This window comes from Nocardioides sp., assembly GCF_050246775.1.
In the GTDB taxonomy this organism is placed as follows: domain Bacteria; phylum Actinomycetota; class Actinomycetes; order Propionibacteriales; family Nocardioidaceae; genus Nocardioides.
Window position 1 is genome coordinate 1,034,888 of the sequence record NZ_JBFWVK010000001.1, and the last position, 15,806, is coordinate 1,050,693.

The window sequence follows — 15,806 nt, forward strand, 5'->3', positions numbered from 1 at the left end:
CTGCTGATGGACCAACTCTCGCGCAGTCTATTCACAGCCCTGCCCGGAGAGCCGGGCCCGAGGGTCGTCATTCGGAGAAGCCGACAAACACCGATCCCAGCGATGCACCGAAGTCGGCTCGATAGGTCCCCGACTCGGCGCGAACCGGAGTCGTGATCGTGCCGGTGGCAACCACCTCTCCCGCGGCAACGCTGCCCACGGTCTCCAGCAGCCAGGAGAAGGCCACCAGCGGACTCCCCATGACCACGGCCGAGGTCGCGCGAGCAACGAGGTTGCCCGGGCCCGTCAGGCAGGTTTCGACCTCGCCGAGGTCCAGACTCTCGGCGGAGACCCAGAAGCCACCCACCACGAGCGCCCGGGCCAGGCAGTTGTCGGCGATGAACTCGGCGCGCGTCAGGCGCGGCGGTCCCGACGGCGGCAGCCACGCGCGGAACCTGGAGACGGGGACCTCGAGCGCGGGCCGGACCTCGAGCGCGGCGATCAGGTCTCGCAACGGAGTACCCGCGGTGACGGTCGTCCTCGGCCGAAGCAGGAGCTCCGTCTCGACCAGCGGCTCTCCGGCAAGCCCCAGGCGAGTTCCGGAGTCGTGGATCTGGGCGCCGATGAGCCGACCGTAGGCCGGCGAGCTGGCCGGGCCCTCGGCTGGCGGGTCTTGCACCGTGAAGCTGAGCTTGTAGCCGGCGATCGTGGTCTGCTCGCGAGCGCACAGTCGATCGACGAAGGCAGCCTGGACGAGATAGGGGTCGAGCGACCCGAGCCCTTCGAGTGTGTCCAGTCCTGGTGAGCCCGCGTCGTACGCCGAGACCAGTTGGTCCACGACAGCGGCGAGCACGCTTGCCGGCCGCCCCGTCTCGGCGGGTGGCGAGTCAGACCCGGAGGCCGTCACGTCGATGCCCCGCGGTTCGACCGGGTCGCGACCAGGGGGTCCATGATGTGGGTCTGGAGCACGTTGCGGATCCTAATGAAAGTGCCTCCCTCTGGCGCCATGGGTCGAACAATGCCATTGTTGACATGTGTGTCAATTCATTGAGCTCTACAGCGAGGACGGTGGATGAACGGTGAGCGACGGCAATCCGGTCCGGTACGAGAAGTTGGGGAACGTCGCGCTCCTCACCCTCGACCGCCCCGAGGCACTCAACGCGTTCACCGATGCCATGGAGCAGGCCCTGATCGAGTGCTTCAAGCGCACTGACGCCGATGACGAGGTACGCGTCGTCGTCCTGACCGGGGCGGGCAAAGCGTTCTGCGCAGGGATGGATCTGACACCGTCGCCCTCGGGGCTCGAACCGTTCGAGGAATGGCGGGCCAGCACGACCGCGCCGGCCGGCACCCAGTTCGAGGTTGCGGGGCAGGCTCTGCCCGTCCGGCGCGATGGTGGAGGCCGTGTGGTCCTGCGCATCTTCGATTCGACCAAGCCCGTCATCGCCGCCATCAACGGCCACGCGGTCGGCGTCGGCATCACCATGACGCTGCCGTGTGATCTCAGGATCATGGCCGCCGAGGCCAAGGTGGCCTTTCCCTTCGTCCGCCGAGGCTTCGTCCCGGAGTCCTGCTCATCGTGGTTCCTGCCCCGCGTCGTGCCCATGCAGCGCGCGATGGAGTGGATGCTCACCGGTCGCACCCTGACATCATCGGAGGTGCTCGAGGCCGGCCTGGTGCTCAGCGTGCATCCGGCCGACGAGGTCCTCGACGTGGCCATGGCACTCGCCCGGAGGATCAGCCAGGATGCCGCGCCGGTCTCGACGTCGGTGACCCGTCGGTTGCTCTGGCAGATGCAGACGGCCACCCACCCGATGGCCGCGCACCAACTGGAGACCCAGGCCCTGAACCTGCGCGGTGTCAGCGCCGACGCGAGCGAGGGCGTGGCGGCATTCCTGGCCCGGCGCCCACCCGAGTTCACCGACAGGCTCTCGGAGGTCCCCGAGGTGTTCGACGCTGCCCGAGCGACGTACTCCCCACCGGCGTCGCTACCACCGAACAGCTGAGCGCGATGATGCCGTCGTCGTTCCTCGAGAGCCCCGATGCAGTGGACCTTCTGGCATCGGACGGCTCCGACCCGCTCGTCACCGTGGCAGCCGCGATCGCAGAGCTGGGCCGGCGAGCCGTCGTCCGGCACGTCGACATCGTTGATGGCGCGCTGCGCGAGGCGGTCGTGGATGCCGAGACCAAGGTGGGTCTCGTGAACGTCGTCGTGGCCAACGCAGCCATCAGTCAGCGAGCCCCCTTCCTGGAGATCTCCGAGCAGGACTGGAACCGGATGGTGGCGGTCAACCTGACAGGCACCTGGAACACCCCACGGGCGGTGTTGCCCGCGATGCGGGAACGAGCGTGCGGCGTGATCGTGCTGATCGGCTCGATCGCGAGCAGCCGCGGGATGGCGGAGCTCGCCCACTACTCCGCCAGCAAGCACGGCGTCGCGGGACTGGCGAAGTCGGTCGCGCCGGAGTTCGGTGTCGACGGGATCCGCGTCAACGCCGTGCTCCCCACCCGGGGGCTCTCGCCCATGCTCGCTTTCCCTGCCCTCCGGCGAAGGCTTCGGCTCGACCTCCCCGACCCTCGGCTCGAGGACGCCCGAGACCTCCACGCGCGTCGTCATGTGCTCCCGGTGCCCTGGGTCGAGTCGGCGGCCGTCACTGCTGCCGTGAGTTGGCTGGCGAGCGACGAGGCGCGATCCGTTACGGGCGCGGAGCTGTCGGTGGATGCAGGAGCGCTGCTCTGATGTCCGGCGGCGTCGGGAGTCTGGAGCAGTCGGTCGAAGGAAGCGTCCTCGTGCTCACGATCAGGCGCGGGGCGAAACGCAACGCGATCGATCAGGACCTCGCGGACCAGCTGTGCCTTGCCCTGGCTCGGCTCGACCAGGACCCAGCCCTGCGCGTCGGAGTAGTCACCGGCGAACCACCCGGGTTCTGCGCCGGCACCGATCTCAGCCTCGAGGCCAGCCCGCGCTCCGCGGACGGCAGCGAGTACGGCGTGATCCGGCGAGCGCGGCGCAAGCCCCTGATCGCGGCGGTGGAAGGGTTCGCCCTAGGAGGAGGATTCGAGATCGTTCTGGCCTGCGACCTGGTGGTGGCTGCCAGTGACGCGCGATTCGGGCTGCCCGAGGTCAAGCGTGGTCTGGTCGCCAATTGTGGAGCCCTCTTCCGCGCGCCGGATCGCCTGCCGCCAACCATCGCGATGGAGCTGCTGCTCACCGGTGAACCGATCGGCGCGGAGCGCGCGCACTCCGTTGGCCTGGTCAACCGACTGGCAGCCCCAGGGCAGGCGCTTGGAACAGCATTGCAGCTCGCACGATCGGTGGCGGCGAACAGCCCGGTCGCTGTGCGCGAGACCATCACCGCCGTGCTCCGGGCGCGCGAGCAGCAGGAAGCGGCTCTCTGGCCCCTCACCGAGGCTGCCTCGGAAGCCGCGAGCACCTCGCCCGATCGACAGGAAGGCATCACGGCCTTCTTCGAGCGTCGCGAGCCCACGTGGGGTGGGACCAAACCTTGATCAACTGAGCCAGGGACCTGCCCGGCGGGTGTGAGCAGCCTTGGTGCTCGGCTCGAGGCCGTCGTACAGCGTGGCGATCATCCGGCTGCGCGGGTTGCCGGCGAAGACGTCGTGGTGATCGCGCACGAACGTCCAGTAGAGGGCGTCCCAGTCCTCCTTCCAGTCCGCGGCCGGCAGGTCGGACATCCGGCGCAGGTAGTTGCTGCCCGACACGTACGGCTTGGTCGTGATGGCGGCTCCCGCGGCGAACTGACTCATCGCGTAGACGTTGGGGACCATCACCCAGTCGTAGGCGTCGATGAACATGCCCATGAACCACTCGTAGGCCTCGTCGGGGTCCGTGCGCAGCAGGGTCATCGCGTTGCCCAACACCATCAACCGCTCGATGTGGTGCGCGTAGCCGTTCTCCAGGACCTGACCGATGACGTGGTCCACCGGTCCCAGCCCGGTCTGTGCCGTCCACCAGCCCTCGGCCAACGGGCGGGTGTGGCCCAAGTGGTTGCCCGAACGCATCCGGCGGCCCCACCGGACGTACGTCGCGCGCATGTACTCACGCCAACCGATCACTTGCCGGACGAACCCCTCGAGCGACTCCAACGGCACTGCCTGCCCTGCGGCCAGTGCGCGCTCGAGGACGTGGTGCGCGGTGATCAGCCCGCAGTTCAGGCTGGGAGTCAGCAGCGAGTGGAACAGGAACGGGTGCTGGGCCGAGATCGCGTCCTCGTAGGGTCCGAACTCGGCGAAGCGGTCGCTGAGGAACGCCTCGTACGCCGCCTCGGCCTCGTCGTGGCTGGTGGGCCAGCTGAAGGTGTCGGCCCGGCCGGGGGCGTCGGGGAACTCGGTGCCGACCCACGCGATCGCCTCCTCGACGGCCGGATGACGATCGAGCGGGGGCACGGGTGGCACGACGTGACCACGGGGCAGCTTCTTGCGGTTGGCCTCGTCGAAGGACCACGTGCCGCCGACGGGTTGCCCGTCCTCGACGAGTACGTCGAGCCGACGCCGCTGCCAGGTGTAGAAGTGCTGCATCCTGGCCCGGCTACCGTCGGTCCCGCCGGCGACCGTGTCGAAGAACTCGGCGATCGCCGCCCGGCTCGTCAGGAAGCCCGGGGACTCCAGGACGTCACCGGGACCGAGCTCGTAGCCACCATCGCCCAGGGCGGCCGTGAGGTCTCGTGAGAGCCAGTCGTCCACGACGTCGTACACGGTGACCCGCCGCGGCCGCAGCTCGCGCACGACCTCGGCGAGCTGCTCCCGGCTGGCACTGTCGCGACAGGTGGCGAGATAGCGGACCTGGTGACCGGCCTCCTCCAGGCGGTCTCGGAAGCGGGTCATCGAGGCGCGGTGCAGGACCAGCTTCTGGGCGTGGAACGGGTACTGCCGAAAGAGCAGGTCGTGCTCGATCATCACGAACACGGTGCCCGGCGCGACCTCGAGGTGTGCTTCGAAGAGCTGGTGCGGAAGCACCAGCCGCACGTCGCCTCCCGAGCCGGTCATCCTGGCGATCGTACGGGTGGCACGCAGAGGCTGCGAAGCCTGCAGACGCCGATGCATCGATATGTCAGGATCGTCCCTGTGCTCTCATCGGCCCGCACTCTCTCCGCCGTCGTGGTGGGGACCTTGGCCGGTCTGCTGCTCCTCGTCACCCTGTTCCCGGCTACCGCCGAGCCTGGCGAGAGGCCGGCGGCTGCGGGCCTGTCGGCCTCGGTTCGCGCAGACCAGCCCTACACGGTCACCTATGTGGCTCGGGTGTGCGACGAGTACACCGACATCATGGCCAATCGGGCCCGGAACAACATCCAGGAGAGCCTGCGAGACCTCGGTGGCGACACCGTCTACAGCTCGACCGAGGCGGTGTCCTACGACGTCGAGAGTCAGGTGGCCTCCCAGCTGGGCTGCCGGCCCATGGTGGACTGGAGGCTCACGCTCGGCACCGGCATCACCGGCAAGTCGCCGAGCACCCAGAACCTCAGCACCATCACGGGCGCCTACGGCACCACGATCACGACCCGCTCATCGACGCCGCTGCTCGGTCCGAGCGGCGCCCCGGTAGGCGGTCAGGTCGAAGGCGCCGTCACCGTGCCGCTCACCGAGGCCCAGGCGGAGCGAGCACAGCGCGGCAGCAGCCTGTGGGTGCAGGGCGGTACGCCGTCCCAGCCGCTCAACGGTCTGGAGGAGCAGTACGGCTTCGGGGCGCTGAGATGTGCGGTCGACAACCTCAATGGCGACAACGTGGAGTGGATCGGCTTCCCGTCTGCCGCACGACACGTCTTCTGCTACTACTACAGCGTCCAGCCGCCCCCCGAAGCGGGCACCATCGTCGTGCGCAAGGCGATCACCGCCGACAGCAGTGGCCCTGAGTCCTTCGACTTCACCGGGAACGTGTCCTACAACCCGGGTGGCGCGTTCAGCCTCACGGCGAACAACGCGGCCCCTGGGTCGGTGAGCTTCATCCGCGGGGAGACCACGCCCGGGGTGCCTCCGTGGGACTTCCAGGAACTGCCGACCGACGGGTGGGACCTGGTGGGCGGCGAACCCACCTGCCAGCACCCCGGGGCATCAACCGTCACCGTCACCGGCGCCCGGGTGAGCGTGGACCTGGCCGCCGGCGACGTGGTGACCTGCACCTACCTCAATCGCCGTCAGACCACGGCCCCCCTCGCCCTGAGCAAGGTGACCCTCGGTGGGACCGGGACCTTCCCGTTCCGGATCGACACTCCGGGCAACGACGTCGACACTGAGGTCACCACCCAGACCGACGGGGACGCGGTCGAGGTGGCCACGACCGACGGGGCACCGCCCGGCACCTTCACGGCCACCGAGACCCTCCCGGCCGACACGGTCGCGGGATCGTGGGACATCGATGAGGTGACCTGCGACGGCGTCGAGCAGCCGTTCGTCCGGACGGGGCAGGAGGTCACCGCCTCCCGGGCGATCGCGGCCGACGAGAGCGTGGACTGCCTGTTCACCAACCGCTACACCCCCGCGGGCTCCATCACCATCCGCAAGGTGACCCGCGGTGGCGTCGGCACCTTCGGTTACGTGGTGACCCGACTGCCCAGCCCCCGGCTGCCCGAGGGTGCCCAGTTCCGCCAAGCGGCAACGACGGTGGACCCCGATGTCACGGTGGTGGCGACCGGTGACGCACTGGACGGTTTGCCCGTCACCGACCCCGGCGACCGCTATGTGATCCGTGAGCTGCTTCCGCCCGACACCACGGCTGGATCCTGGCGGGCGGTGAGCATCGACTGTGGTCCAGCCGTCCGCACGACCCTGTTGCGCCGGATCGCCGCGATCGTTCGGGTCAACCCCCAGCAGCCGCAGATCGACTGCACATTCGAGAACGTCTTCGTCCCCTCCTCACGCCTGGTCCTCACCAAGGTCGTCGACGACCCCGACGCCGTCCGTACGGGGCCCGTGCACGTCGAACTGACCTGTGACGACGGGACCCGGCAGGTGTTGAGCGTGAACCGAGGCGCGGACGCCGGTGCCCTCGCGCCACTCACCTTCCTCGACGACGTGACCTGCCGGGTGCGCGAGAGCTCCGACGGGGCTCCGGACACCACTCCTGCCCAGGTCTCGGTGACGGTGGATCGCCAGACCGGGCCTCCCGTGGTCACCTCAGGGCCATCAGCCGACGTCGTCCTCACCTCCGGCGACGACGTGCGCGTCACGGTCACCAACACCTATGAGGCGGCCCCTGCCACGACGGGCCCCTCCACCGACCAGCCGGACGGTCCGAGCACCGGCAACACCGACGACCTGCCCGACACCGGCGCCTCCTCCGGGCTCGTGACGGCGCTCATCGCGGGACTGGTGCTGTGCTGCGTCGGTGTCCTGCTCGTGCTCCGTCGCGGACCGAGGGAGCGGGAGAGGACGAGATGAGCGTCGAGTTGCATCGCGCAGGTGCCCGGGAGCCGGTAGGCGACGGCATGACGAGCCGGACGATCTTCGGCGACTCGTCCGAGGCCTGGACCCGTCCCGTCATCATGGAGTGGGAGCTCACCGGGGCCCAGTGGACCGACCGCCATCCCCACGACGAATTCAATGTGGTGCTCGAGGGCGAACTGCACGTGGAGTGCGACGGTGAGACGGTCGTCGCCCGACCCGGTGACATGGTTCGGGTGCTGGCGCATTCGCAGGGCCGCTACTTCGCCCCCGGCCACGCCCGGATGCTGGCGATCTACGATCACAACCCGGACGGAGTCGCGTCGTCCGCGACCGGGCCCGAGCCGGTCCCCCCGACGGCCGGCTGACTGGCATCCACAGGCGGCCTCGGGCTCAGGCCTCCGGGATCGGCCGCCCCCAGGTCTCAAGCGTGACGGTGCTGGGGTCCGGTCCACCGCGTCGCCCCGTGTCGAGACTGTCGATCGAGCCGAGCTCGGCGGGGGTCAGGTCGAAGTCGAAGACGTCGATGTTCTCCTGGATCCGGCTGGCTCTGGTCGACTTGGGGATCACCTGCCTGCCCTGCTGCAGGTGCCAGCGCAGCATGACCTGGGCCGGGGTCTTGTCGTGCCTGCTCGCGATCTCGGCGATCACCGGATCCTCCAGCGTGCTGCGGTGGCCGCTGTCACGGTAGAAGGTGATGCCGCCGATCGGTGCCCAGGCCTGCGTGAGGATGTCGTGGTCGACGCCGAACGCCTGCACCTCGGCCTGCGCGAAGTAGGGGTGGACTTCGATCTGGTTGACCGCCGGCACCACGCTCGTCGTGTCCAGCAGCGTGGTCAGGTGCTCGACCATGAAGTTGCTGACGCCGATCGCCCGTACCCTCCCGTCCGCCAGCAGGGTCTCGAGAGCCCGGTAGGCGTCGAGTGTCCTTTGGAACTCCGACGGCAGTGCCTGGTGCAGGATGAGCAGGTCGATCTGCTCCACGCCGAGTTTGCGGGCGCTCTTGTCGAAGGCGTGCAGCGTCTCGTCGTACCCGTAGTCGCTGATCCAGACCTTGGTCTCCAGGAAGACGTCCGCACGGTCGACCTCAGAGGCGTGCACCGCCTCGCCGACCTCACGCTCGTTGCCGTACGCCGCAGCGGTGTCGATGTGGCGGTAGCCCGCTTCCAGGGCCGCAGTGACCGCTGCCCGGGTCTCGTCGGGAGGGGTCTGGAACACGCCCAGCCCCAGCGCAGGGATCGTGACGCCGTTGTTCAGGGTGAAGGTCTCCATGGGTCCAACGTACGACGAGGGTCATGATCACCCCGGCGACCTCGCTCCCCGCGCTCTTGCTGCGATAGTCCCGAACGTTCGGCACCTCGCGGCGGCGTGTCGCGGACCGAAACGTTCGGGACTATCGAGACATGTCGGGTCTATGGTCGGGCGGCCGCGGGCTGCTAGAGATCGAGCACGAGCCGGGCGCTGAGGGCACGGGACACGCAGATCATCATGCAGGTGTTCTCGGCGCGCTCGTCGTCGTCGAGGAGTGAGTCGCGGTGGTCTGCCTCGCCCTCGAGCAGGGCCGTCTCGCAGGTCCCGCAGGTCCCCTCCTCACACGAGGAGAGCACCGAGACCCCGGCTTCGCGGACGGCGGCGAGGATCGAGGTGTCCGGGCCGACCATGAGCGACCTCCCCGACCTGTGCAGCACGACCTCGAACGAGTCGTGACTCACCGGCTCGCCCTGCGGCTTGGGGTTGAAGCGCTCCACGTGCAGCGAGCGAGCCGGCCACGCCGTACAGGCCGCCTCGACGGCGGCCAGCAGCGGTTCGGGTCCACAGCAGTACACGAGCGTGTCGTCGGCCGGTGCGCCGAGCAGCCCGGCGAGGTCGAGCAGGCCGACCTCGTCCTGGGGTGCGACCTGGACGCGGTCGCCGTAGCCGACCAGCTCCTCGACGAACGCCATGGACGCGCGATGCCGACCGCCGTAGACCAGGCGCCACGACGCGCCGGCGGCGTCGGCCGCGCGGATCATCGGCAGGATGGGCGTGATGCCGATGCCCCCCGCGATGAACAGATAGCCGGGCGCCCCAGCCAGCGCGAAGTTGTTGCGAGGCCCCCGGAGGGTGACCACGTCCCCCACGCGCAGGCTCTCGTGGACGTAGCGCGAACTCCCCCGTCCTGCCGGGTCGAGCAGTACGCCGAGCCGGTAGGCAGTGCGGTCGGCGGGATCACCGCACAAGGAGTACTGCCGGGTCGCCACCCCTTCGATCACCAGGTCGACGTGAGCACCAGGCTCCCAGCCGGGCAGGGTGCCTGCCTCCGCGGCGACGAGCCTCAGCGCGAGGACGCCCTCAGCAGCTTCGGTCTTGCTCGAGACCCGCACCCGAGTCTCCAGCTCGTGGGGCACCGCCGTGGCGTCGAGGGTGCGCTCGGTGTGGGTCAAGCCTCACTCCTGTGTCACTTCGTCGACTTGATGTTGTTGACCCAGTCACCAGTCGACATCTCCATGAAGTCAGGGTCTTCGGTGAAGGTTACGCCGTCGGCGGCTGCCACGACGAAGTTCGACTGGGCCAGTCCGACGTAGGGGATGTCGTCGGCGAAGGCCGTGGTGATCGTCTTCATCGCCTCCCAGCGAGCGGCATCGTCGTCACTCTCGTTGATGACGGCGAGCGCGGCCTCTGTCTGCGCGGTCGAGTAGCGCGCGGCGTTGTAGGGGTTGTCCTTGCCGACGAGGTAGACGTACCAGGAGGCCGGGTCCGGCACGACCGCCGCGATGCTGAAGAACCCGATGTCCGGGACCTTGTTGACGAACAGGTCACCGATGAAGTCATTGATCCGGCGTGACTTCAGCTCGAGGGTGATGCCGATCTGCTTCAGGTTCTCGGCGAGGCTGAGGCCCACGATCTTGCCCTGAGGCGAGTAGTACTCGTACTCCGCGGTGAAGCCGTCGGGGTAGGCTGACTGGGCCAGCTCCGCTTCGGCCTTGTCCATGTCGTAGGCCACCTGGTCGAAGGGCGCGGTGAGGTCGGAGACGGCCGCAGCGTCCGGCGCCAGCCTGTCGATGATCTGCACGGGCGTGATGGCGACCGGCTCATCGGCCTCTCCGCCGTAGTTGGCCTGGATGAGCCCGGTGACGTCCGTCGCGTAGGCGACCGCCCTGCGGACATGGATGTCGTCGAACGGTTTGACCGACATGTTCATCGTGACGTAGTCGACGTACAGCGTCTGGGTGGAGTAGGTCTCTGCGCCGGGCACGGAGCCCCAGGTCTTGGTCGTCTTCACGTCGATCAGCGGGTAGAGGTCGAGCTCCCCCGACCGCATCGCGAGCTGCGCCGCGGTGTCGTCGGTGATGGCGGTGAACCTCACCTCGTCGGGCGCAGGCTTCTCACCGACGTACTCGTCATTGCGCTTGAGGGTGACGCCACTGGCGTCGAAGGAGTCGACGACGTAGGGGCCGGTGCCGATCGGGGGAGCCTGCGGCGTGCCCAGGTCGTCGCCGGCAGCCTCTGCACTGGTGGCCTCCTGGACGAACGAGATGATGGCGAACGAGCCGCGCATCGCGTTGTTGGGTCGCTTCAGGGTGATGGTGACCTGGTGCTCGCCGGTCGCCCGGACTGTGTCGAAGTTCGTCAGCTCGCTGACGGTCTGGGTCGTCGCGCCGCGGAGGTGCTCGACGGTCCAGACCACGTCGTCGGCGGTCAGGGGCGAGCCGTCGGAGAAGGTGGCGTCCTTGCGGAGGTCGTACACGAGCGTCGTGCGGTCGGGCTCGCTCACCTTCTCGGCGAGCACCGGCGTGAAGGTGCCGTCGAGGTTCGCGATCTCCAACGGCTGCGTCACCAGTCCCATGACGGCCATGTCGGCGGAGCTGTAGTTGTTGGCGACGTCGAGCGTCGGCGGGATCGCCTCGAGCCCGTAGGTCAGGGTCGGGATGGTCGCGTCGGTGGCCTGCTTGGACCCGCCGTCGTCGGTCTTGCCTGCCGACGAGCAGGCAGCGAGCCCGACGAGGACCCCTGACAGCAGGAGAGCACTCCTGAGGCGCAGCGAGCGTTGCATGGCGGTCCCTTCGCCCAGTCGATCAAGCTGATCCACGTATCCTGCCGCGCCCCGGGCGGCCAGGGTCAGCGGCGATCGTCGCAACACCCGGAGCCTTCCTCTGAACATCTGACGAGCCGACCGTGGCAGGCGAACGTTGGATACTCGCCAGATGTTCAGTGCCGCCGCGGACCGGTTGCGACGATCGCCCGTGTCGATCCGCCCGTACGGCGCGCAGGATGATCAGCGACGGGATCCGATGCCCGGCACCACACACAGGAGGTGAGCGATGGCGAGGTCAGCGGCGGATCTTCAACGGTTCATCGACGAGCGGTCCGAGGACCTGTTCGGTCCCCCCTACGTCGAACGCTGGTTCGAGCCCGCCGAGTACGACGAGCGCCAACGCCGCTTCCGTGCGGCGATGGCAGCGGCCGGTGCGGACATCACCATCGTGACCGCACCGGACACCATGGCCTGGCTGCATGGCTTCCGCTCGCGCTGGTACCGCCAGCACACCTCCACCAAGCTGCCGCCCGCGCAGTGCACCGTGATCGACTCCGGATCCGAGACCCTGTTCATGATCGAGGCGGGCTACCACCTCGACCTGGTGCATGCCACCTCCGTCATCACCGATGTCAGGTGCCTGGCCAGCGACATGGAACACGAGGAGGACCTGTCGGCCTACGTCGCCTTCCTGCTCGACCAGATCGGCTCCATCTCCAGCCGTCCCCTGACGATCGGCCTGGAGCTGTGGAGCTGTCTGCCCAGCCCCGCGGTGTCGCGGGCGATCGAAGGGGCGTTGACCGACGCCGGACACCGCATCATCGACGTCACGCTGGCGGCCCGGCACGCCCGCCTGATCAAGTCCGCCGCCGAGATCGGCATGCTGGAGCGAGCCCAGTCCGCCTGCGACGCCGGGCTGCTGGCTCTGCGGGACCAGGTTCGCCCGGGGATGACGGAGCTCGAGGCCTGGGCCGTCTACAGCTCGGCCGCGGTCGCTGCCGGTGGCGAGCCGGCCGCTCTGCACGAGACCGTCGCCGTCGGTTCGACGATGCCCAACCTCCACCGCATCAGCTCTCGTCAGCCCATCCAGCGCGGTCGCATCTTCCACGCCGACGCATCGACGTCGTACGGCGGCTACCACGCCCGGGCGACCCGGCCCTACTTCATCGGGGAACCGCCACCCGAGCTGCACGAGCTGACCGCCATCGCCGCCGGGGCCTTCGACGTGGCGCGTCGGGTGGGACGGGCCGGCACCCCCTGGCAGACCCTGTTCGCCGCGCTGAAGGACTACTACGCGGGCACCGGGGTCGAGGGCTCGGCAGCCGGCTACGAGATGGGCATCACCACACCTCCGGCCGACTGGGTCAACGAGTTCCTCTGGTTCCCTGAGGACGAGACGGTCACCGGCGTCATCCAGGAGAACTCCGTCACCAACTTCGAGAGCTGGAACATGCTGGCTCTCGTCGACCTCGTCGTCTGGGAAGCAGACGGTCCGCGCACCTTGTCCCGGGTGCCTCACACACTGATGGTGATCGATGACTGACATATCCACCCTGCCCCGCCACACCGAGCTGGTGGTCGAGGTGAGCACGGGCGACACCCTCTTCGTGCGCGACTTCGGGCCGCCCGATGCCCCCGCGGTGATCTATCACCACGGCACACCCAGCAGCAGCCTGGAGATCCCCGGCGGCTGGGGTGGGGTCCCGCCGGGCGTGCGACTCGTGACGTTCGACCGTCCCGGATACGGCGACTCCCCCAACCGCCCGGGGCGGCTGGTGGGAGATGCCGGCGCCTGGAGCGCGGCGATCGCCGATGCGCTGGGCATCGACCGCTTCGCGGTGATGGGTACGTCGGGCGGCGGTCCGCACGTCGCCGCGGCGGCGGCCACGCTCGGCGACCGGATCACTCGTTCGTGCGTCTCGGTCGGTCTCGGCCCGGCCGGCCTGCCCGGCTTCGACTGGGAGCCCGGGATGCCGGCGGAGACCGTGGACGAGATGCGCCGGGCGAGGACAGGCGAGAGCTCGTTGCGTCCGTTCATCGAGGAGCTGATGGGCCGTGACGATCCGCTCGCCGAGTGGATGGAACAGCTCCCGCCCTCCGACCAGGAGATCCTCGGCCGACCCGAGGTCGTGCCCGAGGAGGAGGCCAACACCGAGCGCGCCCTGGGCGGCGGCTGGGAAGGCTGGCTCGAGGACGACCTGGCCTTCTTCCACCGCGCGTGGGGCGTCGATCTCGCCGACACCACCGCCGAGACCCTGCTGCTCTACGGCGCAGCCGACGTACTGGTGCCGGCTGCTCACGGCGACGCCATGCGCACGGCCATCGGCCACGGCGTCGTGGTCAAGGTGCCCGGTGCCGGGCACTGGATGCGCGACGTCGAGCCCGCGGTGCTGCGCTGGCTGACCGCCGGCGACGACCGACCGTTCGTCCTCGACGAGCGCTCGACGGGGCCGGGCAGGCGATGACCGAGGACTTCGCAGACATCGAGGAATGGGTGCGGGCGGAGTTCGCCGCCGCCCGCCAACCGGGCGTGGTCGACCTCGGCGAGGTGGCCCCGCATCCGCACCGCTCGATCGTGGCGTGCACGGTCAGCGTGCGAGTCTCCGACGAGGTCGGCACCACCCAGCATGTCGCCGTCGTCGACCTCGTCTCCAGCACCTGCCGGGTTCTGGAGCTCGGGCTGGCGGCGTCGTACTCGCCCGCCTGGTCGCCCGACGGCGAGCAGCTGGCCCTGCTCGCCGTCGAGTCGGTGATCACGACGGCGCTGATCGTCGACATCGGCGGCGACACGGCCGCACCGGACGTCGTGCATCGCTTGCCGGGGGTCGATGGCTCGGTCGAAGCGGTGTCGTGGTCGCCTGACGGAACCCGCCTCGGTGTGCTGGTGGCCCAGTTCGGTGCCGAGGTCTCCGATGTCTACGGCTCGGGAGTGGTCGCGGCCCCGACCGCGGCGGCGCCCTGGCGACCACTCGTCTCACCCAGCCCGGAGCGGGGCCGGCGGATCCTGCACCTGTGGGCACCAGGCTCAGGCTCGGTGACCGGCATCTGCCCGGACCTCAACGTGTGGGAGCACTGCTGGCTCGGCACCGACCGCCTGGTCGTGCTGGCCAGCCGCGCAGCCGGCGAAGGAGCCTGGTACGCCGCCGGCCTGCACACCCTCGGCACCGAGACCGGCGAGGCGGTCGCGGTGCACCGCCCCGATGCCCAGTTGGCGAAGCCGCGAGGCGACCCGTCCGGCGCCCGGTGGTCGGTGATCGCAGGTCCGGCCAGCGACCGTGGCCTGCTCGCCGGTGCCCTGTTCGTCTCGAGTCCCGCGGGGGTCCTCGAGCTGGCCCTCGGAGGCGTCGACGTCAGCGACCAGGCCTGGTTGGACGAGCGCCGGATCCTCTACGTGGGTCTGCGCGGCCTGACGACCGTGTTCGGCGTCGTCGACGTCGAGACAGGCTCGTACGACGAGCTGTTGGCCGGCGAGGACACCAACGGTCTGCACCAGCCGGAGCTGGGTGGGCTGTCGGTCGAGGGGGACCTCGTCGTCGCGCTCGAACGTCATGACCAGCCTCCCGTGTTGAGCCTGGTCACGCCTCACGGTCCGCGCACCGTGCTGTCGTCCGCCGGGCCAGGCACCGACCACGTGCTGGCGCGCACGGGTTCGACCAGACCGTGCACGTGGACCTCGAGCGACGGCCTCGCCATCGAGGGGCTGCTCACTGTCCCTGAGAGCCCCGGTCCGCACCCGCTCATCGTCAACATCCACGGTGGCCCGGTCGCCGCCTGGCACGATGGCTGGATCGGCAAGGACCCCTACGCGATGCTCCTGGCGGCACGCGGGTTCGCCGTACTCCGCCCCAACCCGCGCGGCAGCGTCGGCCGAGGGAAAGCGTTCGTCGAAGGTGTCATCGGCGACATGGGCGGTGCCGACGTCGATGATGTCGTCTCCGGGGTCCAGGCGATGCTGGCTGACGGCGTCACCACACCTGGTCGCGTCGGCATCACGGGCAACAGCTACGGGGGATACCTGGCGGCCTGGGTGCCTTGCTGCTCGGAGGTGTTCTCCGCGTCGGTGGCGCGCTCCCCCGTCACTGACTGGCGCTCCCAACACCTGACCGGCAACCTGGCCGAGTTCGACGAGGCCTTCGTCGACGGTGATCCTTTCGACCCGGCCTCGCAGTACGCCACTCGCAGCCCACTGACCCATTTCCGGCGGATCAGGACCCCGATGCTGCTCACGGCCGGCCAACATGACTTGGCCACGCCCGCGTCGCAAGCACTTCAGCTGCATCGGGCCCTGCTCACGACAGGAGTTCCGACCCGGCTGGCCATCTATCCCCTCGAAGGCCATGGCGTGCGCGCTCCCGACGCCCTCACCGACCAGCTGGCCCGGATGATCCAGTGGTTCGAGACCTATCTCTGAGCT

13 protein-coding genes are annotated in these 15,806 nt (G+C 69.2%); 8 read left to right on the forward strand and 5 right to left on the reverse strand.

Annotation, left to right across the window (positions count from 1 at the left end; genetic code table 11):
• Window positions 1–67 precede the first annotated feature (67 nt).
• Window positions 68–832 carry a 2-keto-4-pentenoate hydratase gene (locus AB7I40_RS04885; protein ID WP_428343921.1) on the reverse strand — a complete coding sequence of 255 codons (765 nt, stop codon included), beginning with the start codon at window positions 830–832 and terminating at the stop codon, window positions 68–70.
• A gap of 226 nt (window positions 833–1,058) precedes the next feature.
• Here AB7I40_RS04885 and AB7I40_RS04890 point away from each other — a divergent pair, with 226 nt between their 5' ends.
• Genes AB7I40_RS04890 through AB7I40_RS04900 form a run of 3 tightly spaced genes read left to right on the forward strand, consistent with a single transcriptional unit; the run spans window position 1,059 to window position 3,489 of the window.
• A complete protein-coding gene (locus AB7I40_RS04890) occupies window positions 1,059–1,985 on the forward strand; it encodes an enoyl-CoA hydratase-related protein (RefSeq protein ID WP_428343922.1) in 927 nt (308 codons plus the stop codon).
• A gap of 5 nt (window positions 1,986–1,990) precedes the next feature.
• Window positions 1,991–2,719, forward strand: a complete 729-nt coding sequence (locus AB7I40_RS04895) for an SDR family oxidoreductase (RefSeq protein ID WP_428343923.1) — start codon at window positions 1,991–1,993, stop codon at window positions 2,717–2,719.
• Window positions 2,719–3,489 (forward strand): enoyl-CoA hydratase-related protein, encoded by a 771-nt coding sequence (locus tag AB7I40_RS04900; RefSeq protein ID WP_428343924.1) that lies wholly within the window; start codon window positions 2,719–2,721, stop codon window positions 3,487–3,489. Before AB7I40_RS04895 ends, AB7I40_RS04900 begins: the two co-directional genes overlap by 1 nt.
• Here the strand turns inward: AB7I40_RS04900 and AB7I40_RS04905 are convergent, their stop codons facing one another.
• The gene (locus AB7I40_RS04905; protein WP_428343925.1) at window positions 3,490–4,986 is read right to left on the reverse strand and encodes a cryptochrome/photolyase family protein; all 1,497 of its coding nucleotides are present in this window, start codon (window positions 4,984–4,986) and stop codon (window positions 3,490–3,492) included.
• Between the two features lie 78 nt (window positions 4,987–5,064).
• Here AB7I40_RS04905 and AB7I40_RS04910 point away from each other — a divergent pair, with 78 nt between their 5' ends.
• Both AB7I40_RS04910 and AB7I40_RS04915 read left to right on the forward strand, forming a co-directional pair.
• Complete coding sequence (locus tag AB7I40_RS04910) at window positions 5,065–7,374, forward strand: prealbumin-like fold domain-containing protein (protein WP_428343926.1); 2,310 nt, start codon at window positions 5,065–5,067, stop codon at window positions 7,372–7,374.
• Entirely contained in the window at window positions 7,371–7,745 is a 375-nt protein-coding gene (locus AB7I40_RS04915; RefSeq protein WP_428343927.1) for a cupin domain-containing protein, read from the forward strand. Before AB7I40_RS04910 ends, AB7I40_RS04915 begins: the two co-directional genes overlap by 4 nt.
• Before the next feature lie 25 nt (window positions 7,746–7,770).
• Here the strand turns inward: AB7I40_RS04915 and AB7I40_RS04920 are convergent, their stop codons facing one another.
• The 3 genes from AB7I40_RS04920 to AB7I40_RS04930 form a co-directional block, all read right to left on the reverse strand.
• The gene (locus tag AB7I40_RS04920; RefSeq protein WP_428343928.1) at window positions 7,771–8,649 is read right to left on the reverse strand and encodes an aldo/keto reductase; all 879 of its coding nucleotides are present in this window, start codon (window positions 8,647–8,649) and stop codon (window positions 7,771–7,773) included.
• A 164-nt stretch (window positions 8,650–8,813) separates the two neighbouring features.
• The gene (locus AB7I40_RS04925) at window positions 8,814–9,800 is read right to left on the reverse strand and encodes a PDR/VanB family oxidoreductase (protein WP_428343929.1); all 987 of its coding nucleotides are present in this window, start codon (window positions 9,798–9,800) and stop codon (window positions 8,814–8,816) included.
• A gap of 14 nt (window positions 9,801–9,814) precedes the next feature.
• Window positions 9,815–11,497, reverse strand: a complete 1,683-nt coding sequence (locus AB7I40_RS04930) for an ABC transporter substrate-binding protein (RefSeq protein ID WP_428347925.1) — start codon at window positions 11,495–11,497, stop codon at window positions 9,815–9,817.
• Between the two features lie 181 nt (window positions 11,498–11,678).
• Between AB7I40_RS04930 and AB7I40_RS04935 the strand changes: the two genes are divergently transcribed.
• The 3 genes from AB7I40_RS04935 to AB7I40_RS04945 are packed head-to-tail and all read left to right on the forward strand — an operon-like array spanning window position 11,679 to window position 15,803.
• Window positions 11,679–12,935, forward strand: coding sequence for a M24 family metallopeptidase (locus tag AB7I40_RS04935; RefSeq protein WP_428343931.1), 1,257 nt, complete (start codon window positions 11,679–11,681; stop codon window positions 12,933–12,935).
• Window positions 12,928–13,857 (forward strand): alpha/beta fold hydrolase, encoded by a 930-nt coding sequence (locus tag AB7I40_RS04940; RefSeq protein ID WP_428343932.1) that lies wholly within the window; start codon window positions 12,928–12,930, stop codon window positions 13,855–13,857. Before AB7I40_RS04935 ends, AB7I40_RS04940 begins: the two co-directional genes overlap by 8 nt.
• On the forward strand, window positions 13,854–15,803 hold the full coding sequence (locus tag AB7I40_RS04945; protein WP_428343933.1) for a S9 family peptidase: 1,950 nt from the start codon (window positions 13,854–13,856) through the stop codon (window positions 15,801–15,803). Before AB7I40_RS04940 ends, AB7I40_RS04945 begins: the two co-directional genes overlap by 4 nt.
• Window positions 15,804–15,806 lie beyond the last annotated feature (3 nt).

What these genes read in the sequence shown, in the direction of transcription:
- AB7I40_RS04940 (WP_428343932.1), top strand. Translation starts at nt 12,928, where the DNA reads ATGACTGACATATCCACCCTGCCCCGCCACACCGAGCTGGTGGTCGAG.
- AB7I40_RS04895 (WP_428343923.1), top strand. Translation starts at nt 1,991, where the DNA reads ATGATGCCGTCGTCGTTCCTCGAGAGCCCCGATGCAGTGGACCTTCTG.
- AB7I40_RS04915 (WP_428343927.1), top strand. Translation starts at nt 7,371, where the DNA reads ATGAGCGTCGAGTTGCATCGCGCAGGTGCCCGGGAGCCGGTAGGCGAC.
- AB7I40_RS04905 (WP_428343925.1), bottom strand. Translation starts at nt 4,986, where the DNA reads ATGACCGGCTCGGGAGGCGACGTGCGGCTGGTGCTTCCGCACCAGCTC.
- AB7I40_RS04920 (WP_428343928.1), bottom strand. Translation starts at nt 8,649, where the DNA reads ATGGAGACCTTCACCCTGAACAACGGCGTCACGATCCCTGCGCTGGGG.
- AB7I40_RS04945 (WP_428343933.1), top strand. Translation starts at nt 13,854, where the DNA reads ATGACCGAGGACTTCGCAGACATCGAGGAATGGGTGCGGGCGGAGTTC.
- AB7I40_RS04900 (WP_428343924.1), top strand. Translation starts at nt 2,719, where the DNA reads ATGTCCGGCGGCGTCGGGAGTCTGGAGCAGTCGGTCGAAGGAAGCGTC.
- AB7I40_RS04935 (WP_428343931.1), top strand. Translation starts at nt 11,679, where the DNA reads ATGGCGAGGTCAGCGGCGGATCTTCAACGGTTCATCGACGAGCGGTCC.